Raw genomic sequence first — 23,431 nt, forward strand, 5'->3', positions numbered from 1 at the left:
AAAAAAATATCAACTACTTGGAGTGATACTTTCCTTTCAACTTATGTGGCTTAATTCTTGGCTTACTTCCATTACTTTCCCCCCTGCTCGAATTGATTCTGTCGCCGCACATCCAACCGCAACACTCATTCTTCCTGCAAATGGAGTTGTCAAAGGCTGTTTATTATGAAGCACTAATTCAACAAAATCACTACAGATTTTCGGATTGGCTCCACCATGGCTACCTGTCGTTTCCTTCATCTCATAAGTAATATCACTAAATTCATGCCAAGAATTAGATTTCCGCGTCTTGACGAACACTTTTTTCTCAAGCTCTGAATTTTCAATTCTTCCTTTCGTTCCAATAAACGTATAATTTCTTTGATAGTCTGGCGTAAAATGACATTGGAGATAAGAAGCTTTAATTCCATTTTCAAGTTCCATCATCACCATATTATTATCCTCAACATCAATTTCTTTACGAAAGGCACATTGTGTTAATGTATGCAGGCTTGCCTCTGGACAGGTGTCTTTAATTTCACAGGTTGGACAAGTTAAGTCATTTGGTTGTCCCCCACCGAAATAATCTAATCCGCCAAACGCTGTCACTTTTTTCGTATATTGTCCCGTAATCCAATGAATCACATCCAAATCATGAGACCCTTTTTGTAACAATAATGAGGTCGTATTTTCAGACGTCCCATGCCAGTCATGATAGTAATAATAACCACCTAAACCAACGAAGTGCCTCACCCAAACAGTCTTTAACTCTCCAATTACACCTGAGTCAATAATTTCTTTCATCGTCTGATACATCGGCATATAACGCATATTAAAGCCGACCATTAAATGTTTCCCTGATTTTTTCTGTTCCGCTATAATTCGGTCACAACCCTCAACTGTAATGGCTAGAGGCTTCTCACAATACACATGCTTCCCCATCCTCAATGCTTCAATCACATGCTCTTCATGTAAAAAATCAGGTGATAAAACAGCTACTGCATCCACCTCAGGATGTTGAAGCAACTCCTTATAATCGGTCGTTACAAAAACTTCCTCCTTAATCGTTTCCTCAAATCGATCCAAACGTTCTTGCGATTTATCTGCCGCAGCGACAATCACTGATTTCCCATTAGGTTCATGCCAGTATTTCGCAATCCCACTACGTAAACCAGCTCCTATAATACCTATTTTTACTTGTTTCATTTCATCGACTCCTCATATAAATTCATCTGCTCAATATATAATTAAGTCATTCTTAATAAAGATTCCTCTTCATCTTTTCCCCAAAATAAGCCAAACGTTTTCCAATAAACTAAAAAAATTTTAAACTAATTTGTTGAATCCCTAATGACCAATTGGTTCGGCAATTGAACTTTTACATGAATAACCGTTCTTTTTTCAATATGGTCTATTAATGTTTTCGCAGCCATTTCACCTAATTCAGTTTGTGGAATAGCAATGGTCGTTAATGGTGGATTTGAATACTTCGATAGCTCAATATTGTCGATCCCAATAAACGCTATATCCTCTGGTACACTTAGTTTATGCGCCACTACTGCTCTCATTGCTGCAATCGCCAACAAGTCACTAGCACAAACCATTGCACTTGGAATGTTGACATTACTATTTGCAATAATCTTCTTCATCCCTTCATAACTGCTGTCTAATTTCCAGCATGTATTAACTACCCATTTGGGATTGATTAGAAGACCTGCTTCTTCCATTGCATATCGATAACCTCTATATCTTTTTTCTGCTCGAAAATCTTTATAATTTTCGCCTGTTCCTCCACCGATAAACCCAATCTCTGTGTGACCTTTAGCAACTAAATACTGGACAGCCTTTTTGACAGCTGAGATCCGATCATAATCAATGACTGACATATCCTTATCCGTATAAAAGAAGTCTATTCCTACTACAGGTACATATTTAGTAATATAATTCAAAGTCTCATCATCTAATTGTTCGACTAAAATTAATCCTTCGATTCCTGACTCATGGATCGTTTTCACAAGAGTTGTCTCATTCTGAAGCTCTTCTTTGTAAACGTTTACAAAGGTGTAGCCAGCCTCTGAAAGAGCATTATAGACACCACTATAAATATTTGAAAAATACGGATTCACTTCAGCACTTTTAAGATTAGCGACCCAACCAACTTTGTGAGTACGCTTCGAACTTTTGCTAAGCACATTACTTACTAAACTTCTTGCATTTTCATTTGGTACATACCCTAACTCTTTAACGGCTTCCCAAATTTTCCTCCGTGTTTCTTGGTGTACATTACGTGATGTATCATTTTTAATCACTCGAGAAACCGTTGAAATTGAGACGCCAACATGCTCTGCAATATCTTTTAATCTAGCCAATTCTTCTTACCTCACTAATCACAATTGATATGTAGCCTCATATTTGCATTCAGTGTAACTAGCCCCTCCTTCTTTAATGGATTAATATTCCGATAATTCAAAGTATAAAATTAAATCGTTCAAACTGTCAACCGTCATTTTAGATTTAATTTTTTGTTGTATTTTTTTAATGATAATGTTTTTTGGGGAAAACGTATGTAAATCAACCCCAAACATCCGCTAGCTGACTGTTGATATTGAACTGATTTAGACAAAAGTAGATTTTATTTTAAGTTCTTTCTTTTAACCTATAAAGTTTGCAAGAACCCCCTTCCATTATCTACATATTTCAGCCTTCGAAGGGCCATTTATATTCCCTTCGCTCATTTGATTCTAACAATTTATAGGACTAAGGAATTACAAGAGGCGTTTACGTGCTCGAAATAAATCTATAACATTATGAATAGAATAAAAAAAGACCATAAAAGGAGTGTTCAAATTGCCTTATTATTTCGCTTACGGAAGCTGTATGGATTTAAAAGATATTGCCAGAGATGTAGTGGCCGAAGTTGTTGGTCCTGCCAAACTAAACCATTATCGTCTAGCCTTCACAAAATACTCAGAAAATCGTCAAGGCGGGGTCGCTGATATTATCACTGCTCCTATGGATTATTTGGAAGGGATTGTTTTTAAGGTTGCTGATTTTAAAGGACTCGATCGGAGAGAAGGTGCACCAAGCTTTTACAAACGGATCGTTTTACCGGTCGAGCTATACAACGAAAAACGGTTTATTGATGTATCAACTTATACAATCGTTCAAAAAGAGGTGCTAGAAATAAAACCGAGTGCTGAATATGCTGGTCTCATACGTTCAGGAGCCACACTATTATCGAAAGAATATCGAGAGAAATTAGAGGAGATTTTGACCGAAGAAAGGTACAACGTTGATTAAAGATAACTAGACATGCTAGAAGCGATTTATTGCCAAATGAAAAATTAATAATTTCTTCATCCCTCCCTTACATTTCATTTACAATGCTCCTGTAAGATTTATATAGGTATATAGTATTAGGGGGAATGGTTCAGCATGAAATGGTCTACATCCAAACTAAAGACTAGACTTTTTATTTTATTTATCTCATTATTAATTATTTCCATAACAGCTGTTGGAATTAGTTCTTATTCCAAAGCTAGTAAACTAACAACTGAAATGATTGAAAATCGGTTAATTCGTGAAACAGACATGATAAAATACATAGCAGAAAATTTAAAATTTGTTTATGTTAGCGATGAAGAATACTTTATGCAACAACTTGAAATAAGTGTCCGTAACCAAAAAGAGACACTCAACTCAGATGGATTAGAGACTGATTTTCTGTACATAGCTGATCAAGAAATTATCCCTTTTAAGGTAAGCGAAGGTACGATTCCATCAATTCCTGCTCCCCTCAAAAATACAATGATCCAATCCAAAAATGGGTTAATCCATGAATCGCTCAATGGTAAAGATTATACGATAGCTTTTCGTGAAATGCAGGAAATCAACGGGATTTATGTCTTATTAACAGCAACTAATTCTTATATGACTCCTGTTTATGGAATGGCCCAATTCACCTTTCTTGTAACGGTTGTAGTGGCAAGCCGAAATCCACTCTTTGATAAAAAAGTTAGTTCGGTGCCTTGTGATTGACGCGGAGCATGATTTTCGGGAACGGTGAATCGAGCACCATTCATCGCTATCCACTTTGGTTCTAATAAATTGAACGAAAACCGGTAACATTTCAATTCTAGCTTTCTAACAAACTAACTTCTTTCATTTCTCACATAAAAAACAATATAACACCTCATCAATAACTACTCCGTTTAGAAATCCATCTAAACAATAAATTTCCTTTTGACACTTTTCACAGTTTCCTACTAATTCTTTCAGCTTCCATCACCTACTTTATGTGAATGTTGATTTAATAATTCCATCAATGAATCCGAGTTATGCACTAAATCCTCTAATGTAAATCCATACAAAACGTTTAAATAGGCTTGAGTTGCTTGTTTTAATACCCCTTTTAATGTACAAGCTGGTGCTAGTGCACAAGCATTCTTCTTCGGATCAAAACATTCTACCATATGGAAATCATCCTCCGTTTGCCTGACAATTTCTCCTATATTAATATCCACTGGTAACTTAGCTAGTTTCAGCCCACCATTTCGGCCACGAATATTCTCAAGATACCCCATTTTCCCAAGTTGATGGACGACCTTCATAAGATGATTTTTCGATATATGATATGCATCAGCAATTTCTTGAATTGTGACTAAAGGCTTTTGCTTATTAACAGCAAGATAGATCAACACACGTAAAGAGTAGTCTGTGTAGTTCGTTAACCGCATGACTTCCCCTCATTTCCCAATTATTTATTTCATTTTATCATAACCCCCTTCATAATTCTTTTCGTACAATTTGGTGAACACAAATGTGTCAAAATTTTAAAGATGTATTTAAAATATATCTTTTATGCAATTAAACTGATATTAATAAAGAGAAGATTATTTCAAATTACCGTTTAGGAGCGTGACCAAACATGCTAAATTCAAAAACGATCGCTATTATTAAATCCACTGTCCCCGTTTTAGAAATACATGGAGAAAAAATTACCACACGTTTTTACAAGCTTATGTTTCAAAATCATCCCGAACTATTAAATATTTTTAACCATATTAATCAAAAGAAAGGCCGTCAGCAAGCCGCTTTAGCAAATGTCGTTTATGCCGCAGCCCTTCATATTGACCAATTAGAAAACATTATCCCAGTTGTAAAACAAATCGCTCACAAACATCGCAGTTTAGGAGTAAAGGCAGAGCACTACCCTATTGTTGGAGAGCATCTGCTTTTAGCAATTAAAGACGTACTTGGAGAGGCTGCTACTGATGAAATCTTGCAAGCTTGGGGAGAGGCCTATGGTGTCATTGCCGATGCTTTTATTAGCATTGAAAAAGAGATGTATGAGGAAGCTGAGCAACAACAAGGCGGCTGGAAGGATTTCCGTCATTTTATCGTATCCAAAAAAGTAAAAGAGAGCAGCCTGATCACCTCCTTCTATCTAAAATCAGAAGATGGCCAGCCTATTCCCTCTTTTCTTCCAGGACAATATGTGAGTGTAAGAGTCCAAATTGCTGGAGAAGATTATACTCATATCCGTCAATATAGTTTATCGGATGCCGCTGGAAAAGATTATTATCGTATTAGCGTCAAGCGTGAAAATGAAAAAGACAAACCAAATGGTATAGTATCCAATTATTTACATGAAAAAATTCAAGAAGGAGATACCCTCGAACTCAGTGCCCCTGCTGGTGACTTTGTACTAGACACAACAACTGAGCGACCTGTCGTTCTAATAAGTGGTGGGGTAGGATTAACGCCAATGATGAGCATGTTATTAACGGCTGTACAGCAACATCCTAAACGAGAGGTCACATTTATTCATGCAACCATGAATAGTGAGACTCATGCTCTACACGACCAAGTTGAGCAGGTTTCAACTGAAAATCCAAACGTTAAATCCTATGTTTGTTATCAATCGCCAACAGAGTCAGACTACGAGCAGCAAAAGTTTCAAAAGGAAGGATTTATTGATTTAGCTTGGTTACAGTCCATTATTCAACATAAAGAGGCTGACTTCTATTTCTGTGGTCCCGTTCCATTTATGAAAGTGATTAACGAATCTTTAAAAGAGTGGGGAATCACAGATAACCAAATTCATTATGAATTTTTTGGTCCAGCAATGAAACTATAAGAAAGTTTATAGCTTAATCAAGGGAAAGAGGCTAGAACAAAAAACTCCTTTAATATGAAAAGCCTGTGACATTTTACTCATAAAATATCACAGGCTTTCGTTCTATTTATTCGAACCGACAAACAACTAAAATATGTTCTTTGATTCGTTTTCTACTTTCTATAGCTAGTTATGTCTCAGTCTTTTTTTTCTTAATTTTCCCCCGCGTTTAATCTTTCTTCTAAATAAATCTTCTCCAATCACGTTCCACAATACGTTTGATACCCTTCATCACTCTCAGGTAACTTTGTGAATTCATTCTGCTTATCTGAATAAGCGAAAGGATTAGCTAGAACTTCTAGCAGCTTTTCCATTACACTAAAATCCTCATCCACCACTGCCGCTTCTAATGCTTCCTCGACTCGGTGATTCCGGGGAATGATTGCTTGATTGCTGGATTTCATCAATTGTTTGGCTTCTTGTTTACTTTCTTTTTGATTATCTAATCTTACTTGCCATTGTAGGTGCCATTCTTTAAATTCTGCTGACTGATAAAAATCAATTTGCTCATATTGTTCTATAGTTAGATCCCTAAATGTGTTTGTGTAATCGACCTTATGTTGTTCCATTAACCTTAGCAATTTTTTGACTAACTCCTCATCCTTTTCCTCTTTTTTAAAAAGACCTAACTTTTTACACATTCCGGCTAAATAAGCTTGCTCGTATAAAGGACCAAAGCTTTCAATCGCTTGTTGTGCCAACTCTAAGCCTTGTTCTTTGTCTTCTGAAAGTAATGGGATGAGCGTCTCAGCAAACCTAGCGAGATTCCATGCGGCTATATACGGCTGATTGCCGTAAGCATATCGCCCTTGTTGATCAATCGAGCTGAAGACGGTCGCCGGATCATAAGTATCCATAAAAGCACATGGACCATAATCAATTGTTTCTCCACTAATTGACATATTATCAGTGTTCATTACGCCGTGTATAAAACCAACAAATTGCCACTTTGCAATTAACTCAACTTGACGATCGATCACGTTCTCTAACAAAGAAAGATACGGGTTCTTGGTTTCAGCTACTTTTGGATAATGCCTTTGAATCGTATAATCGGCAAGTGCTTTTAAATTATCAAATTCCCCCATTTGAGCTGCGTATTGAAAAGTCCCCACTCGGATATGACTTGCGGCGACTCTCGTTAAAACCGCCCCATCCAATGTCGTTTCTCTGTAAACAGGTTCACCCGTTGTCACAACTGCTAAACTACGGGTTGTTGGAATTCCTAAACCAAACATCGCTTCACTCATGATGTATTCCCGCAACATCGGTCCTAGAGCTGCCCGTCCATCGCCTCCCCGAGAAAAAACCGTTCTCCCTGAACCTTTCAGTTGAATATCCAAACGCTCCCCTTTTGGTGTGATTTGCTCCCCAAACAAAACTGCACGGCCGTCCCCTAGCATCGTGAAGTTACCAAATTGATGACCAGCATAAGCTTGAGCCAGCGGGTTTGCCCCGTCTGGAGCCCTATTTCCAGCCAAAATGTTAATGCCTTCTTCCGCCAATATTGCTTCATTTAAACCAAGGTCTTGAGCTAATCCCTTATTCAAGATCACTAAACGAGGCTCCCTGACATGATTTAAACTTTGATTACTATAATAGGCATGAGGCAAACGGCTATATGAATTGTCTAAATTCCATCCCATTTTCTCATGATTATGTGCTGACATAGTTTCACCTTTTCATCATCTGTCTTAGCTTTAGTTTAACTTTTTTAGGTCGAAAAACAAAATGATTAAAATTAAAATTCCTTAAGAATATACCATTCATACTTCCTTAACTATACAAAGAAATACGGTGTTTTACCTCGCACTTTATAACATTCAGCCCCCGTTATTTTTCTTTTCTTTGAAAAAAAGAACATACTAGCAATATCGCTCCTCCTGATACCAATAAATAAGAAATTACTTTATTTTGAAAGGAAATTTTCAGTAAATCAAACAGTAAGATTATTCCAAACATAAACAAAAGGAACCCAGCTACAAAGATTACTTTTCCAATGGGAGTATATTTAGTAAGTAACATTATGCCCATCCCCTCTCTTCACTCAATATATATTTGTATATAGTTACTAACTCAACTTTCGCAGAGTATGATTGACTCTTAACCGTTGATAGGGATTGACTTTAGGACGATACCATACTCAAATGGACTTTAAATGAACGGTTCAATCGTTGACAGTCTGAACACATCTCTTAGTAGGCTGTTGAAGGAAGCTGTTCACTAAAATGAAGCGCTTCGGCTGTCGCTACCAAAACCATACTCCGCGTCCTGCAGGAACCTGGCGAGCCTCCTCGGTACACCTGTGGGGTCTCGCTCCACGGTTTATTCCTGCGGGAGTCTCCGTATGGTTTTGTCCGCTAAGTGTAGGGGAGAGGCTTGATGATAGGGCCATTCTCAATCAGCTATTTCTCACGCAGAAGGACCTTCTTCTTCACTTTGTTGGTTATGGAACTAAATAGGTCGTTGCCACCTATTTTTTTCCTAAGTCTGCCGTCATGAAAAGACAGGATTCAAATCGAAACAAGCTCGATCATCTAGCTAACGTACAGAGCATCCACACGGATTTGTTTACAACTGTAACGGAATGAGTCATGGAAGGAGAAAAATCATTCTCAAGCTACTGTCCTTTGAAGTCATGCCTATTTTTTTATTCAACGAGAAAACCGAACCTAGATTCGATTCCATTATCTAGCGGACAAACAGACACGGAGACTCCCGCAGGAATAAACCGTCCAATGAGACCCCGCAAGCGTGAAACGCTGAGGAGGCTCATGAGGTTCCGGCAGGACGCGGAGTGTCTGTTTGGGAGCGACCGCCGGAGGGCCTATTATTTTTTTCTTGATGTGCAGTTTATCCGTTTACAGTATAAAAGGAGGCATCCACTGTCTTAACAGATGAGAACATGCGGAAACTCTCATTTGTCTTATTCGATGAATTTGCCCAACCACCTACTCTTCCACCAAATGCAAAAAATCAGAATAACTCTTACCATTTTTAGCCAAGCTATTAATAATGTGCTTAAGGAATTAATCCATTCTATTTCATATATTTTAGCATTTAAGGGAGTTGTCAATGAATGAACACCTTGAAACTGCAACACTTTCGTATACTCACATTTAGCCTTTTCATTTCGCTTATCGTGTTTATATTTCAAACTTCCGCTCTTGCTCAAGACTCGATGCTAGATGAAGCGACGATTGTCATTGATGACCAACCATTTGAAACAGAATATATTATGAATGAAGGTCATGTTTTAGTTCCTGCTCTTTTTATGAAGCATACTGGGGCACTCGTTAATTGGAACGAGCAATATCAATCAGTCGTCTTTCAAGCCAATCAGAAAAAAATGGCTTTACCAATCGGAAACGATTATGCCGAAATCTATAATGAGAAAAACAATCAATGGGAAAGACAAGCTCTTCCCGCAAAAACGATTGATTATGAGGGAACCCCTTTTGTTCCACTAGTGACTGTCTCTCAAAAATTAGGAATGGATGTTACCTATCATTCACAGCAATCGCGAACATATATCCAAAGCAACATCCAAGTGACTCCAAACCATTTCGCTCAAGGAAATACGTCAGAAAAACTCGTTGCCCTTACATTTGACGACGGACCAGATCAGCACTATACACCAATTGTTTTAGATATTTTAAAAGAAAAGCGAGTTCATGCCACTTTTTTTGTGGTCGGACAACAAATCATGGTCTCCCCTTCAATCATGAAAAGAATTGTAGATGAAGGGCATGGGATTGGGAATCATTCCTGGGGCCATCCAAATTTGAAAGAATTATGGTCATCAAAAGTTCGTGAAGAAATTCAACTTACACAAGAAACATTGCAAAAAACAGTTGGCAGAGCCCCGATGCTGTTCCGCCCACCTTATGGATCCTACACTAAAGCGGATACGGTCATCTTTAATGAGCTCGGCATTAAAAACACCCTTTGGTCCGTCGACACTCTCGATTGGAGCGGGCAAGCCGCCGAACAAATTTTAGATACTGTACACCGCCAAGTCTTCCCCGGTGCGATCATTTTGCAGCATAACTTCCAATCAGATGAACCGCTTTTGGATGGATCGGTTGAAGCACTTCCGAAGATTATTGATGAACTACGTGAAAAGGGATATACGTTTGTCACACTACAAACGATGATAGATAGACAGAGGTGAGTAAAAAAATGGTTTAGTACATGACAGAAATTATTTCATCTGTACCTCACAATAGCCGTACTCACCTTATCATCTTTTTCGCCTCTAAATGTATATTAGGCTCATTGTCGATTGAATAGCGATAATAATAAATAACGAATATAACAGCCAATGTCATAAATGAACAAATGACAAACATTGTGCTGTATGAAGTAAACTGCACAACAAACCCTAATATCAATCCGCCTAATGAAAAACCAAGATCATAAGAGGCTAAAAAAAGACCAAATAAAACATGCTTTTTTTCTTTTGGAATGACAAAAGAAATATACGTTGTCAAGGTTGGATAAAGCATCGCTGTTGCAAAACCATTGAATATACTTGCTACATAAACAAAGTTACCTAAAGATGAGGCAAACGCTAAAATCAGCGTCCCCATTGTTGAGCTCAATAGGACAAGAGATATAAAAGTTGGATGCCATTTTCCATCAGATGGAATGTATTTCTTAAGAGTGTAACGACTACCTACTACTACAAGAGCTTGTAAAAACAAATAAAGAGGAGCATTGCCCTCCCCTTCCACTACCATATAAAGAGGAATAAATATTGTCAAAGCACCAAAAATGGCTGAACCTATGACCATTGTAATGGAGGAGATTAGCAATGCCTTATTTTTTCGTAACGCTATTGCTTCTACAAATAATTCTTTTAATGAAAATGAAGCATTCGGTTGCTCTCTTTTGGGAAGAGGCGATTTTACAAAAAAGAGGAAAGGCAATATCGCTAATATACCAACCGTTATTAATAATATGTCTAATGACCATTGTCCCCAAAGCATAAGAGCTAGTGCTGGTCCATAAAGGCTAGGCATAACGGTAGATAATGAATACATGGCCATTCCTTGTCCACGATCCCGATCCTTTAATACTTCTGTAATCCCTAACTGCATAGCCATTGAGAAAAAAGCCGTAACGACACCTTGCATTACCCGTACGACATACAAACTATCGACGGTAAACAGAATATAAATCATTAATGTTAAAGCATGTCCGATTAATAACCATTTCATTATTTTATAAACACTATATTTAGCAACCATTTGCCCTGCCCATGGCCGTAAAATCATACATGTAAATATAAAAGCCCATCATAATACCAATTTCGCCTTCTAACATCCCACCATCAGCTGCTTGTAAAGGAAAAATGACGGTTAATATGGAATTAGCTGTAAAGAAAAGAGTTGCTAACATATATAATTGCAACATCCGAATTGAAGTAGGCCCATATTTCATAAGAGTCTTTCACTCCGTTCATCCCCAAAAGCTGAAAGTAATTGTTTGGTATAAGGCTGAAGTTCTTTCGAGAAGAGATTTTCCTTCGTCGCCTCATCCATTATTCGTCCCTCTTTCATAATGTAAATACGTTCACTCATAAAACGTACAGCTGCTAAATCATGAGAAATAAACAAATAAGAAATAGACAAATTCTCTTTTAAATCTTTAAGTAAATTTAAAATCTTGGCCTGGGTCGTTACATCTAAGCTTGCTGTAGGTTCATCAAATACAATTAAATCTGGCTGAGTGCTAATCGCTTTAGCTATCATAACACGTTGTTTCTGACCCCCACTTAATTCATGGGGATACTTTTGAAGATAATAATCGGGTACTCCTACCATTTCTAAAAGGTGTTTCGCTGTATCGATACGAGTGGTGTTATGTAAAAATGAAATTTCTTTCATTTTTAAAGTATCATATGGTTCCATTAAAGTATCCATTATTTTCTTTCTAGGATTCATAGAAGCAGATGGATTTTGAAACACCGCTTGAATACGACTACGCTCTATCCGATTTCTCTTTCTTTGAAGAGGTCTACCTTCTAAAAGCAACTTACCAGAGGTGATCTCTTCAAGTCCTAAGATACATTTGGCTAGTGTCGTTTTCCCACTACCACTTTCTCCAACTAAGCCGACACATTCCCCTTTCTTAACGGTTAAGTCTACTCCACAAACAGTCGCTTTTTTATCAAAATGTTTATGAATGTTTTGTAACTGTAGTAACAATCAATTCACCAACTTCATTCGTTCTTCAAGTAATAGCCGTTCTCTTGTTTCATATAATGACGGGATTGCTGAAAAAAGCTGCTTTGTGTATTCATGCTGCGGGGAATCAAATATACGAGATTTACAGCCTTGCTCTACGATTTCTCCATTTTTCATAATGGAAATAAAATCTGTATAACGCTTTACACGTCGCAAATCATGTGTAATGAATAAAATGCTACACCCGTGCTCTTGTTGAAACTTCTTTAATAATGACAAAACCGTCATTGCCGATATGCTATCGAGTGCTGTTGTAGGTTCATCTGCAATAATAATACTCGGCTCAAGCATCGTAACAAGGGCGATCGCAGCTCGTTGTAATTGACCCCCACTCAGCTGACAAGGATAACTCTTTAACACCGTCTCAGCCGGTAAATTTAATTCTTTAAATGCATTTAGCATTAAGATTTTACGTTCTCTTTTTGTTAAGTTTGTGTGGGCTTTGAGCATATCTTCACATTGCTTTTCAATTTTTAGAAATGGCACAAAGGATGATGTATAACCCTGAAAAATATAAGAAATACGGTGGCCTCTTATACAGCGCATTTCCTCAGCAGGAAAGGTCTTCATATTGCGTCCTTCCAATAAGATTTTTCCACTTTTAATTTTTAATGATTGAGGAAGCATTCGACCAATTGCCACTGCTGTCACACTTTTACCACTACCACTCTCACCAATAATGGAATGCCATTGTCCACGTTCGAGGTGTAAATGAACATTATTGATAATCAGTTTTTCATTTGACTCAATCGTCAAACCATTTAATTCCAAAATCGTCATGAAGATACCTCACTTTTTCTAACATCATAAGCATCACGTAGAGCATCCCCTATTAAATTATAAATTAATACGATTATTACAATCGCTATCCCTGGATAAACCATTAATTGTGGTGCAATGTAAAAATAGGCATTTGCTTCATTTAACATTGATCCCCACTCAGCATATGGTGGTTGCACACCTAGTCCTATATAGGAAAGTGTCGCAATTAGTAAAATAATTTTTCCGATATCAAGTGATGCATAAACGACTGTAGTCCCTATAATATGAGGAAAAATATGTTTTCTTAAAATCGAAAAAGTTGATAATCCATTTATTTGTGCCATTGCAATATAATCAGTCTGTTTTATTGATAAAACCGTTCCCCGAATAATACGAGCGTAGTTAATCCACCTTACGAATACGATCGCGATAATTAAATTCGTCATCCCTGTTCCTAAGATCCCACAAATAACAATAGCAATGATAAAATCAGGAAAAGCGAGCAGAGCATCAACGGTTCTCATAATGACTTTATCGATCATGCCGCCTCGAAAACCTGCAATAAGCCCAAGAGGGACACCAATCATTAAAGAAATCATTAAAATAATAAAGGTTGTTCCGACTGTCATTTGAGCACCTGCTAAAATACGAGAAAACAAGTCCCTTCCTAAATGATCCGTACCTAGTAAATTCGCATGTGAAGAATTTAACAACCGTGCAGACATGTCTACTTTTAATGGGTCATTTGGTGCTAAATAAGGCAAACAAATCAACAGTAGAGAAGTCCCTATAAAAAAACCAATAACGACTTTCTTTTTCATATTTTTTTCACCTCTTTAACACGAATCATCGGATCGATGTAACGATAACAGACATCCACTAATAAATTGATTAGAATAACAAATACACCCATTAACAATATATACCCTTGAATAACTGGGTAATCACGCTTTGCAATTGCATCTATCGCAAACTTCCCTACCCCTGAATAGGAAAAAATTACTTCAATTACCACTGTCCCTGCTAGTAAACTACTTAGTGACATTCCAAGTAAAGTAATAATAGGTGCTAATGAATGACGAAACGCATACTGAAACAAAATTTTACTTTTTTTCAAACCTCTCGCTTGTGCCGCTTTTATAAATTCTTGATTTAAACTTTCAATTAAATTGGCACGTATCAATCGCATATATACACTCGACATAGCTAAACCAAGTGTCAAAGATGGCAACACTAAATGCTGCCATGAACCTTTCCCCATAGATGGAAACCATCCTAATTTCACTGCAAATACTTGAACAAAAATTAGTCCTAGCCAGAAGCTAGGAATCGCCGCTCCAACTAAAGCTACAAGTCTACTCATATAGTCAACCCAACTATCTCGGTATAGTGCAGCCAAGACCCCAAGAGGGAAAGACACTATTAACATAACCAGAAGAGATGCACCAGCAAGTAAGATAGTAGACGGTAAGCGACTTAACAATTCCTCATTAACCGCTTGTTTAGTGATATAAGACTCTCCAAAGTCAAAAAAATCGGCTTAACCATTCCAGATACTGTCTCAATACCGGTTCATTAAATCCAAGCTCTGTTCGATACGCATCAAGTTGCTCTTCACTTATTGAAACATCTTCTGTTTTTAACATTACTCGAACGGGATCCCCAGGTGCCAGCTTCATGAAAGTGAAACTGACAACTGAAAGAATCAGTAAAAATGTAACCATTTCAAGTAATTTCTTTAATACATATTTCATTACTCCATCACATCAATATCTTTCGTCAACATATAAAACTCACCTATGTTGAGACTATAATTTTTTACATTGCTCTTATAGGCCGCGTAATTACTTGGATGAACGAGAAAAGAGATATATTCCTGTTCACTTGCTATTGATATTGCTTCTTTAGCAAGTTGAATTCTTTCCTCTTCATTTTCAGTTTGATTAAACGTATCAATGGTTTCTATTAACTTTGTGTCGTTAAAATCTTTAAAGTTAACAGAACCACCCGGATATAAAACCGCATTAAGATAATAACTAGCACCACCACGAGGGTTCGTATTAGCACTGTAAATCGCTATATCCCAATCATCTGAATTCAGCTGTTCATCAATATTTTCAACTATTAAAATCTCCACCGATAAGCCAAGTTCTTTCGCATTTGATTCTAAATATTGAGCTATTAAAGGTAAATCAGGACGATAAGAATAGGTAACTAGTTTAAGGGTTAGTTCTTCTCCATCCTTCATCATTTTTCCATTTTCATTTTCAAACCCAGCAGCCTCTAAATATTCCTTAGCCTCCTGTCGATTAAATGCTTTTTCGTCTTCACTTATTGCAAAAGGTGTATTTTTTAAAAATGGTCCACTAGCCACAATAGCGTTACCGGACATAATATCTGAAACTATTTGCTCTCTATCAACAAGTGAACTAATTGCCTTGCGAACATTCACATCACTTACTGTTTCCTTATCTGTATTATAAAGAAGCATAGTAGAACGAGAGCTTGGTGATACGATTGTGTCAATATCACTGTATTCACTTAACATTCTTAAACTTTCTAGTGCTGGACGATAGACAATATCCGCATCTCCAGATTGTAAAGCCGCCGTCCGAGCATTTTCATCCGCATTAAAAATAAAATGCACACGGTCGAGCTTTGGTTCACCATCCCAGTAATCATCAAACTTTACTAATTCAGCTTTTGAGCCTGGTTCAAAAGCTTTCAATTGAAATGGTCCTGTACCTATTGGCTTATTATCAATATTCTCTGATCCAACTTCCACAATAGAAGTATTCGGATGTGTAAGTTCTGAAGGAAATGAATAAAGGGACTCCTCTAAATAAATCGTCAATGTTTGTCCGTCCGCTTCTATTTTCTCAATTTTCAGAGCTAATTTCATCGCCTCACTCACTTCAAGATTTCTCTCAATCGAAGCTTTCACCGTTTCAGCTGTAAGGGAAACCCCATTATGAAATGTAACATTATCGCGAATCGTTAAAATCCATGTTTGTCCATTATTTTCTGTTTCCCACCCCACCGCAAGACCTGGATAGAGCTCACCATCATCTGATAGATTTACTAAAGTTTCTGTAATACCTGCCCGAAGCGTATTCCACGATAAATGAGGATCAAAAGTATCTAATGTGAAATTGGACAAAAAGGTTAGTTCTTTTTCTTTCACCGAAGTTAAATTGCTCTTCTCATCGGTACATGCAGAAATAACGAATAATGCGAATAAAATCGAAATATAAAACCACTTCTTCATTTTTTATCTCCTTGTATACGTTTAGTTATATGTATAAAAACCTTCTTACATTATAATGTTCACAAATCGTAATCATTATGATTTGGATTATATCGGAATCATTACGATTTATCAATGATTATTTTGAAAATGATTATCAAAAAATAACCTTAATACAGCTCTTAGCTATTTTTCTCAGCAGAATCTCCTAAAAAATTCATGCTAAAAAACCTTGTCGCATCTATGCAATCAAGGTTTTTAGCTAGAGATGATACACTTGAAATATCGTGACTGACCTAGTTAGTCCATTCACACAGTGCTTTCTCCATCCTATTTTATCTCCTCAAAATTTATAGGCCTCCATTACCAAAGGGCATCGGTTAATTCGGATTGAAATAGATTTGTATCAATATTACATGTTTCCGCATCAATCCCGTACTGCCAACCATAAGACAAAGAATCTTCAGGGGCTTCTACGTCAAATTCTGGTGCATTCTCCTCCGTCGTAATCCCGATATTTGGAGCGGCTGACCAAAGAAACGTATCGGCTAATATAGTTGAATTATTTTCAACGGCTTCATTAAAAGCAGCTGTTAACGTTTCGTCTGATGCAAAAATTCCATAGATAGCTGGTTCATAGGAAGAAGCACTGATTTCATCATACCAACCTTCTAAAAAGGCTGCATCGACAGGGTAGATCGGTTCAATATTAGCAAAAATCGCAACACCATCTGGTGCCCCAATTTCATTTGCTAATTCGATCGCTCCTTGTGCTTGTGCGACCCCATTATCATACCCAGTCGCATCCTCAAATTGATTATAAATTAATAAAATTTGAGCGTCATTTGAATGGATCAACTCAACTTGTTCATCTGTTAAACCATAGGATACCCCTTCTTTATCGCCTAAATAACGACCGACTACTTGAGGATCCCCAAAATTCTCTTGCACGCAGGCATAAAAAGGTTCTGTCGTTTCACTAGCGGAGTCAATTCCCCAAACCAATTCATTTCCATTTCCCTCTTCTTTTCCATTATCACTTTCATCTTGATTATCAGAATCCTCGTTATGATTGGACTCCTCATTATTTTCAAGTTGATTGTTAACCTCGTTATTGACTTGAACATTGATATTGACATTAATATCATTGTTTATGTTATTTTCAACATCATAATTTCCGTCACCATTTAAAATGTTCTCAATACTATTATTGAGCGATCCTGTTAGATTTTCTGTTAAGAAATTCTCAATCTCATTACGAAGAGTGGCAGAACCTGAGTCATTTATATCATTAATGACTTCATTTTCGATATCGACTTCTCCCTCTTCTGCATTATTTGTGATGGAATTTTCAATCTCCACTTCTGAATCACTTGAAACAGAGTTTTGGATGTTGTTTGATATTTTTATATTCTCATTTGTTGAAGCCTCTTCATTTCCTTGAGTATCTGTATTGGAATGGGTTGATTGAACGAAGAAAATAAAACCAAAGACGGTAAGAATGGCAAAGAAAGCAACAAAAGACAACAAAAATCCTTTCTTATTCTTCATAACTGACACCCCTCTCCCATTAATCTCCTCAATTCATACCCTATGTTACTAAACGAAAGATGTGTGGGCTCTTACAAGAAATACCGACAAAGTAAAAAAAGGAAATATCTAGCAGGTCATTTCCCTAAGCATGGTCGAGGATAAAATGGGGCATATTACTCCAAATGACTAAAAAAGGAAGTGTGTTCAATGAAAATTCCTAAGACCCCTTGGACGATGCTTTATAAAGTGAAAAAAGAAACATTTCCAGAAGTCCGTTTCTATTTAGATGAGTGGAGGCGAAAAGCGATAAACATCCCAAATTCAGAACTTCGAACACAAGCAGTAACAAGTCTAAAAGAGAAGGCATTTCATTGTGACGGTGGAGCCGTTTATGGATTACTCGCAGGAAACGAACGTCAAAGAGTGATACGGTTTATCGTCGCCTATCAAACCATAAGTGATTACTTAGATAACCTTTGTGACAGGAGTACTTCTTTAAAAGAAGAAGATTTCCGAGCTCTCCATCAGTCCATGTTTCACGCCTTAACCCCTGGAGCCAAACCCGAAAACTATTATCACCTTCGCGCTGACCAAGACGATGGGGGGTATTTAGCTTCACTTATATTAACTTGCCAAGAAGTTCTCCAGCAATTACCTGGGTTCCCAAATTGCCAAGATGCCTTGCACCAATTAGCCGGATATTATTGTGATTTACAAGTATTTAAGCATGTGGAAAAGAGTAAGCGTGTCGAGTTGCTTCAAAATTGGCATGAGCACCATAAACATGAGTTACCACCGATGACCTGGTACGAATTTTCGGCATGTGCGGGCTCTACTTTAGGAATCTTTTGTCTTGTTGCCTACGCTTCAAAGAGTGAGATGAAAAAAGAGGAATTCGAAGCCTTAAAAAATGGCTACTTCCCTTGGGTTCAAGGTCTTCATATTCTACTCGATTATTTTATCGATCAAGAAGAGGATCGAATCGGCGGCGACCTCAACTTTATTTTTTATTACGACAACGAAGAACAAATGGTTGAACGGTTTAAATTTATCAAAGAAAAAGCCGAGGAGAGCATACGAACATTACCAGATTGGAAGTTCCATCAACTGATTAATAAAGGCCTTATCGCCATATATTTAGCTGATAATAAAGTACAGCAAGATAAAGGACTCAAAAAAACAGCGAAACGTTTTATCCGCTTTGGAGGTTTACCAACCGCATTTTTCTATCTCAATAGTTGGATGTATCGCGAAACAGTTTGATTAGGTAAGTGGAGGGCTCTAGTTTTTCGGTGGAAGTGGGGATTGGGATTATAATTTATCGGTTGGCTTCATTAGGGTGCGTATCACACACTTTTGGTAATAAAATTCTCACTTTCCTCCGATTACGGTGCGTATCACATGGGATTGGTAATGAAATTCTCACTCTCCGCCCATTACGGTACGAATAAATCAGGATTTGCACCATAATTAGGCCACTCAGCTCCGCCAAATGCCTATACAAAAAAGGCCACCCAAAGCTCACTAACCAGCTCCTAGACAGCCTATCCGCTCATAACTATACACAATCATCCTCACTCTTCTGGATAAGTTTCTCGCAGAAATGTGATTGACTGTTTAATTAATACTTTTAATACATCAACATCAATATCGGCTATTTTATTAATGTAAACACAAGCTTTTCCTGATGTATGTTTTCCAAAATCTTTTAATAATTCATCTCGTTTAGCATCACCGGTTGCAAAATAGAGACTGATTTTGGCTTTGCGTGGTGAAAAGCCAACAAGCGGTGCATCTCCCTCGTGACCGGTTTTATATTTATAATGATAGGAACCAAAGCCAATAATACTTGGCCCCCACATTTTTGCCTCGTAACCAGTAACTTCCGTAAAAATGTCTAATAATTCATAAGCGTCTTGTTTTTTCTTAGGACTTTCAACTTTTTCAATAAACTCAATGACATCATGGTCGGTTTCTTTTGTTTTCAGCTCGTACACGAATGGTTCATCTCCCTTTTAAATAGTTCTGGTTACTTACTCATTAGCTATCATCGATGAAATAATCGGATTCTAAAAAGTCACTCTCGCCCACTTCATTATATTTGATTTTAAATCCGCAGCCACTCAGTTGTTTTTAGTTCTTACTTTAATATATCTGCAATAACTTTTCAAAACCACAATCCCCTAGAACACTTTCATATTTTTATATTGTTTGTCTGATTAACTTCCATCCTACAACAAGTGCTTCTTAGGATTCGTTATAATGTTTTATATAAATAAAAAGGAGGAATCCTAATGGCTGATATAGTATTAGAAAATATTTATAAAATGTATAACGAAGACGTAACAGCTGTAACCGACTTTAATCTTCATGTTCAAGACAAAGAATTCATTGTTTTCGTAGGACCATCAGGCTGTGGAAAATCAACGACATTACGGATGATTGCTGGATTAGAAGAGATTTCAAAAGGCAATTTATATATTGGAGATAAACGAGTGAATGATACAGCCCCTAAAGACCGTGATATAGCAATGGTTTTTCAAAATTACGCACTCTACCCTCATATGACCGTCTATGATAATATGGCGTTCGGCCTCAAGCTTAGAAAATTCAAGAAAAGTGAAATTGAAAAAAGAGTACAAGAAGCAGCCAAAATTCTTGGATTAGAGTCAATGTTAACTCGTAAACCTAAAGCCTTGTCTGGCGGACAACGCCAAAGAGTCGCTTTAGGACGAGCGATCGTTCGTGATCCAAAAGTATTTCTAATGGATGAACCCCTATCTAACTTAGATGCTAAACTCCGTGTTCAAATGAGAGCCGAAATTACCAAACTCCACAGACGTCTGCAAACGACCACTATTTATGTCACCCATGATCAAACAGAAGCTATGACAATGGCTACAAGGATTGTCATTATGAAAGACGGTGTGATTCAACAAGTTGGAGCACCAAAAGAAGTCTATGATACCCCTACTAATATATTTGTTGGCGGTTTTATCGGCTCTCCTGCCATGAACTTTTTACATGGTACGATTCAAAATGAGCATTTTATATTATCAGATAAAGTTTCATTCAAGCTCCCTATAAAATATGTAAATGCACTAGAAGAACAAGGCTATTCAAATAAAGAGATCATACTAGGAGTTCGTCCTGAAGATATATATGATAGTCAATTTTTCAATAGAATTACTACTCCAGAAAAAATCACTGCCAAAATAGAAGTTGCAGAGTTAATGGGCTCAGAAACTTACCTTTATACAAAAATTGAAAACCAAGATTTAATTGCCCGTATCCCTTCACGCACCGATTTATCTAGCGGTGCAGATCTATTACTAACTTTGGATATGGATAAAATCCACTTTTTTGATGTTAAAACAGAGAATCGAATTCAATTTCAAAATAGTATAAAGAAGGAAACTCAGTTAGCTTAATAAAAGCCTCAGCGGTTCGTCCACGGAAAGCGAGCGGATGAAAGTTCATGACTGCTCACTCTTCAATAGTTAGAAAAAGAGCTGAACCCAATCATGTCATTTTCATGATCCTTTTGGACAGCTCCTTTCTCTTTATCATATAAATCTATTTCCCAGAAAACTTTGGACGGCGCTTTTCGAAAAAGGCTTGAATCCCTTCACGATGATCGTCCGTTCCACGCATAATAATTTGTGCAGCATTTTCCTTTTCTATTACTTCTTCAAACGACGAATCAAAAGAATCATGAATAATTCGTTTTGAGCTGACGAAGGCTTGAGTTGGACCACTAGCGATTTCGGCTGCTAGTCCATTCGCTGTTTCCAATAACGCTCCTTTTGTGACAACCTCACTGACTAGTCGTTCTGCTTTGGCTTCTTCCGCTGTTAAATTCACTCCACGCATAATCCATTCCTTGGCCTTCAATTCACCGACCACTTTCGGTAAATGATAATGAATGCCGAGATCTGGAATTAAAGCGATATTTTTAAACGACAAAACAAAACGACTATCCTCTTCCGCTAAAATCAGATCAGCTGCTAAAGCTAAGCTCATTCCAGCCCCAGCAACATAACCATGTACAGCCGCAATAATTACCTTTGTCATCTTGCGCATCGTTGCGACAATTCCAGTAAAATCATCAATCACTTCTTTAGTTTTTAATAAAGTAAGGTCCTCGTTTGCCATCATTTTAATATCTCCACCGGCACAAAAAGACTTACCCTTACCCGCTAAAATGACGACTTTAATCGAACGGTCCTCTTCTAACTCTCTTAACACCGTCGTCAATTCCTTAATCAATTTTAATCCCATCGCATTTAACGAATCCGGTTCGTTTAAATAAATGGTAGCGATTTCATTGTTTTTTTCAACCAACACACTTTCACTCATTTTATCTCCTCTTTTCTTCTTAACTAGCTTTTTACTATGTAATTAATTTACACCCCTTTTATATATAATTCTTTACATATACTATTATCCCTGCTAAAAAAATAATTTTTTTCAGACAAATGAGCTTCTTTTCTCCTAATGTTGATTTGGCAATGGCGTTTAAAGGATCAACGCTGATAAAAGGAGGATGAGCAAACTGCGTCATTAACAAGATCAGAATTCCAAAAACAGTACAACAAAAGCTGAGGAAATAGAAGATAAGGGTTACCACGGCTCAACATGTTGAATGTTACCCTTTGTTTTGAATAACGATGGAAAATTTAAGTAGGGAACAAATGCCCTCCGTTTCGTCCTTAACAAGAAATAACTATCTTATTTCAGCTAATCACCACACCATTAACAAAAACTTCGATTTACCCCTTCGACCATCAAAGGTAACTCCACCAAGTCATCAACAATTAAATCAGCAGCAACATGATTCCAGTAAATATCCTTTTTCCATATTCCCTTTATGCCTACATTTTGTGCTGCCCTTACATCATTTTCAGGGTGGTCACCTACAAATAGACTTTCATTAGGAGAAGTTTTAAGTCGCTTCAACGCTCTTTGAAATATTTTCGGGTCAGGCTTTTTTATCCCTTCCCATTCAGATACTAAAATAACATCAAAATATCCTTCAATCCCTAAAGCCTTTATATTATCCATTTGAAACTGTCCATACCCATTTGTAATTATACCTAAAGTGTAATTGCTACTTTTCAGTTGCTCTAACATACGATGAAGATTAGGAAAAGGGACACAATGATGCTTAAATTCATTCATGTAGTCTTTTAATAAAAACTCAGGCGTTACCCCTTTTATCTCATATTCATCTACTAAATGCTGATAGACTTTATCCTTCCATACATACCCACGCTTTTCCAGTTCTAAAAACCTTGTTATGTAAGCATCTTTACTGATATGCCCTACCCATTTATTCAATCGCTCATATTGCTTTTCAATAAAATTACTAACTGATTGGTCTCGATTTAATAAAGTTCCGTCTAAATCAAATAAAACAGCTTTGATCATCTTGAATCAACTCCGGCTTTCTATGTCTCGTTTTGTATAATCGATTTAAAATGA

General features: G+C 37.1%; 20 protein-coding genes and 1 pseudogene. 6 read left to right on the forward strand and 15 right to left on the reverse strand.

Annotation, left to right across the window (positions count from 1 at the left end; all coding sequences use genetic code 11):
* Positions 1 to 36: 36 nt before the first annotated feature.
* Both AA0017_RS14695 and AA0017_RS14700 read right to left on the reverse strand, forming a co-directional pair.
* Complete coding sequence (locus AA0017_RS14695) at positions 37 to 1,185, reverse strand: Gfo/Idh/MocA family protein (RefSeq protein ID WP_413375564.1); 1,149 nt, start codon at positions 1,183 to 1,185, stop codon at positions 37 to 39.
* Positions 1,186 to 1,310: 125 nt separating this feature from the next.
* Positions 1,311 to 2,348 (reverse strand): LacI family DNA-binding transcriptional regulator, encoded by a 1,038-nt coding sequence (locus AA0017_RS14700; protein ID WP_413375566.1) that lies wholly within the window; start codon positions 2,346 to 2,348, stop codon positions 1,311 to 1,313.
* A 478-nt stretch (positions 2,349 to 2,826) separates the two neighbouring features.
* Between AA0017_RS14700 and AA0017_RS14705 the strand changes: the two genes are divergently transcribed.
* Both AA0017_RS14705 and AA0017_RS14710 read left to right on the forward strand, forming a co-directional pair.
* The gene (locus AA0017_RS14705) at positions 2,827 to 3,279 is read left to right on the forward strand and encodes a gamma-glutamylcyclotransferase family protein (protein ID WP_413375568.1); all 453 of its coding nucleotides are present in this window, start codon (positions 2,827 to 2,829) and stop codon (positions 3,277 to 3,279) included.
* A 135-nt stretch (positions 3,280 to 3,414) separates the two neighbouring features.
* Complete coding sequence (locus AA0017_RS14710; RefSeq protein ID WP_413375570.1) at positions 3,415 to 4,017, forward strand: hypothetical protein; 603 nt, start codon at positions 3,415 to 3,417, stop codon at positions 4,015 to 4,017.
* A gap of 236 nt (positions 4,018 to 4,253) precedes the next feature.
* Here the strand turns inward: AA0017_RS14710 and AA0017_RS14715 are convergent, their stop codons facing one another.
* Entirely contained in the window at positions 4,254 to 4,715 is a 462-nt protein-coding gene (locus AA0017_RS14715) for an RrF2 family transcriptional regulator (RefSeq protein ID WP_413375572.1), read from the reverse strand.
* A gap of 191 nt (positions 4,716 to 4,906) precedes the next feature.
* Here AA0017_RS14715 and hmpA point away from each other — a divergent pair, with 191 nt between their 5' ends.
* A complete protein-coding gene (gene hmpA, locus AA0017_RS14720) occupies positions 4,907 to 6,118 on the forward strand; it encodes an NO-inducible flavohemoprotein (protein ID WP_413375574.1) in 1,212 nt (403 codons plus the stop codon).
* 239 nt (positions 6,119 to 6,357) lie between these two features.
* On the opposite strand, the gene AA0017_RS14725 is transcribed toward hmpA, so the two are convergent.
* Positions 6,358 to 7,824 carry a protein adenylyltransferase SelO gene (locus tag AA0017_RS14725; protein WP_413375576.1) on the reverse strand — a complete coding sequence of 489 codons (1,467 nt, stop codon included), beginning with the start codon at positions 7,822 to 7,824 and terminating at the stop codon, positions 6,358 to 6,360.
* A 1,409-nt stretch (positions 7,825 to 9,233) separates the two neighbouring features.
* Here AA0017_RS14725 and AA0017_RS14730 point away from each other — a divergent pair.
* Complete coding sequence (locus AA0017_RS14730; RefSeq protein WP_413375578.1) at positions 9,234 to 10,328, forward strand: polysaccharide deacetylase family protein; 1,095 nt, start codon at positions 9,234 to 9,236, stop codon at positions 10,326 to 10,328.
* Between the two features lie 61 nt (positions 10,329 to 10,389).
* Here the strand turns inward: AA0017_RS14730 and cntE are convergent, their stop codons facing one another.
* The 8 genes and pseudogenes from cntE to AA0017_RS14770 form a co-directional block, all read right to left on the reverse strand.
* The gene (gene cntE, locus AA0017_RS14735) at positions 10,390 to 11,406 is read right to left on the reverse strand and encodes a staphylopine family metallophore export MFS transporter CntE (protein ID WP_413375580.1); all 1,017 of its coding nucleotides are present in this window, start codon (positions 11,404 to 11,406) and stop codon (positions 10,390 to 10,392) included.
* Positions 11,396 to 11,599, reverse strand: coding sequence for a hypothetical protein (locus AA0017_RS14740; protein ID WP_413375582.1), 204 nt, complete (start codon positions 11,597 to 11,599; stop codon positions 11,396 to 11,398). The genes cntE and AA0017_RS14740 overlap by 11 nt, the downstream gene beginning before the upstream one ends.
* Positions 11,596 to 12,366, reverse strand: a complete 771-nt coding sequence (locus tag AA0017_RS14745) for an ABC transporter ATP-binding protein (protein WP_413375584.1) — start codon at positions 12,364 to 12,366, stop codon at positions 11,596 to 11,598. The genes AA0017_RS14740 and AA0017_RS14745 overlap by 4 nt, the downstream gene beginning before the upstream one ends.
* Positions 12,367 to 13,185, reverse strand: a complete 819-nt coding sequence (locus tag AA0017_RS14750) for an ATP-binding cassette domain-containing protein (protein ID WP_413375586.1) — start codon at positions 13,183 to 13,185, stop codon at positions 12,367 to 12,369.
* Positions 13,182 to 13,988: a nickel transporter permease gene (gene nikC, locus AA0017_RS14755; RefSeq protein ID WP_413375588.1), complete on the reverse strand. Its 807-nt coding sequence runs from the start codon at positions 13,986 to 13,988 to the stop codon at positions 13,182 to 13,184. Before nikC ends, AA0017_RS14750 begins: the two co-directional genes overlap by 4 nt.
* Positions 13,985 to 14,921: pseudogene (gene nikB / locus AA0017_RS14760) on the reverse strand (nickel ABC transporter permease). Before nikB ends, nikC begins: the two are co-directional and overlap by 4 nt.
* Positions 14,921 to 16,435: a nickel ABC transporter substrate-binding protein gene (gene nikA, locus AA0017_RS14765; protein ID WP_413375590.1), complete on the reverse strand. Its 1,515-nt coding sequence runs from the start codon at positions 16,433 to 16,435 to the stop codon at positions 14,921 to 14,923. Before nikA ends, nikB begins: the two are co-directional and overlap by 1 nt.
* 342 nt (positions 16,436 to 16,777) lie before the next feature.
* Positions 16,778 to 17,965 (reverse strand): glycoside hydrolase domain-containing protein, encoded by a 1,188-nt coding sequence (locus AA0017_RS14770; RefSeq protein WP_413375592.1) that lies wholly within the window; start codon positions 17,963 to 17,965, stop codon positions 16,778 to 16,780.
* 189 nt (positions 17,966 to 18,154) lie between these two features.
* Between AA0017_RS14770 and AA0017_RS14775 the strand changes: the two genes are divergently transcribed.
* Positions 18,155 to 19,210 carry a tetraprenyl-beta-curcumene synthase family protein gene (locus AA0017_RS14775; RefSeq protein ID WP_413375594.1) on the forward strand — a complete coding sequence of 352 codons (1,056 nt, stop codon included), beginning with the start codon at positions 18,155 to 18,157 and terminating at the stop codon, positions 19,208 to 19,210.
* A 311-nt stretch (positions 19,211 to 19,521) separates the two neighbouring features.
* Here AA0017_RS14775 and AA0017_RS14780 read toward each other — a convergent pair whose 3' ends face one another.
* Complete coding sequence (locus tag AA0017_RS14780; protein ID WP_413375596.1) at positions 19,522 to 19,944, reverse strand: DUF1801 domain-containing protein; 423 nt, start codon at positions 19,942 to 19,944, stop codon at positions 19,522 to 19,524.
* A gap of 297 nt (positions 19,945 to 20,241) precedes the next feature.
* On the opposite strand from AA0017_RS14780, the gene AA0017_RS14785 reads away from it, so the two are divergent.
* Positions 20,242 to 21,378, forward strand: coding sequence for an ABC transporter ATP-binding protein (locus AA0017_RS14785; RefSeq protein WP_413375598.1), 1,137 nt, complete (start codon positions 20,242 to 20,244; stop codon positions 21,376 to 21,378).
* A 145-nt stretch (positions 21,379 to 21,523) separates the two neighbouring features.
* On the opposite strand, the gene AA0017_RS14790 is transcribed toward AA0017_RS14785, so the two are convergent.
* Positions 21,524 to 22,306 (reverse strand): enoyl-CoA hydratase/isomerase family protein, encoded by a 783-nt coding sequence (locus AA0017_RS14790; RefSeq protein WP_413375600.1) that lies wholly within the window; start codon positions 22,304 to 22,306, stop codon positions 21,524 to 21,526.
* Positions 22,307 to 22,702: 396 nt separating this feature from the next.
* A complete protein-coding gene (locus tag AA0017_RS14795; protein ID WP_413375602.1) occupies positions 22,703 to 23,377 on the reverse strand; it encodes an HAD family hydrolase in 675 nt (224 codons plus the stop codon).
* Between the last annotated feature and the right edge of the window lie 54 nt (positions 23,378 to 23,431).

The organism is Alkalihalobacillus phoenicis, assembly GCF_047302405.1.
Classification (GTDB): domain Bacteria; phylum Bacillota; class Bacilli; order Bacillales; family Bacillaceae_D; genus Alkalihalobacillus.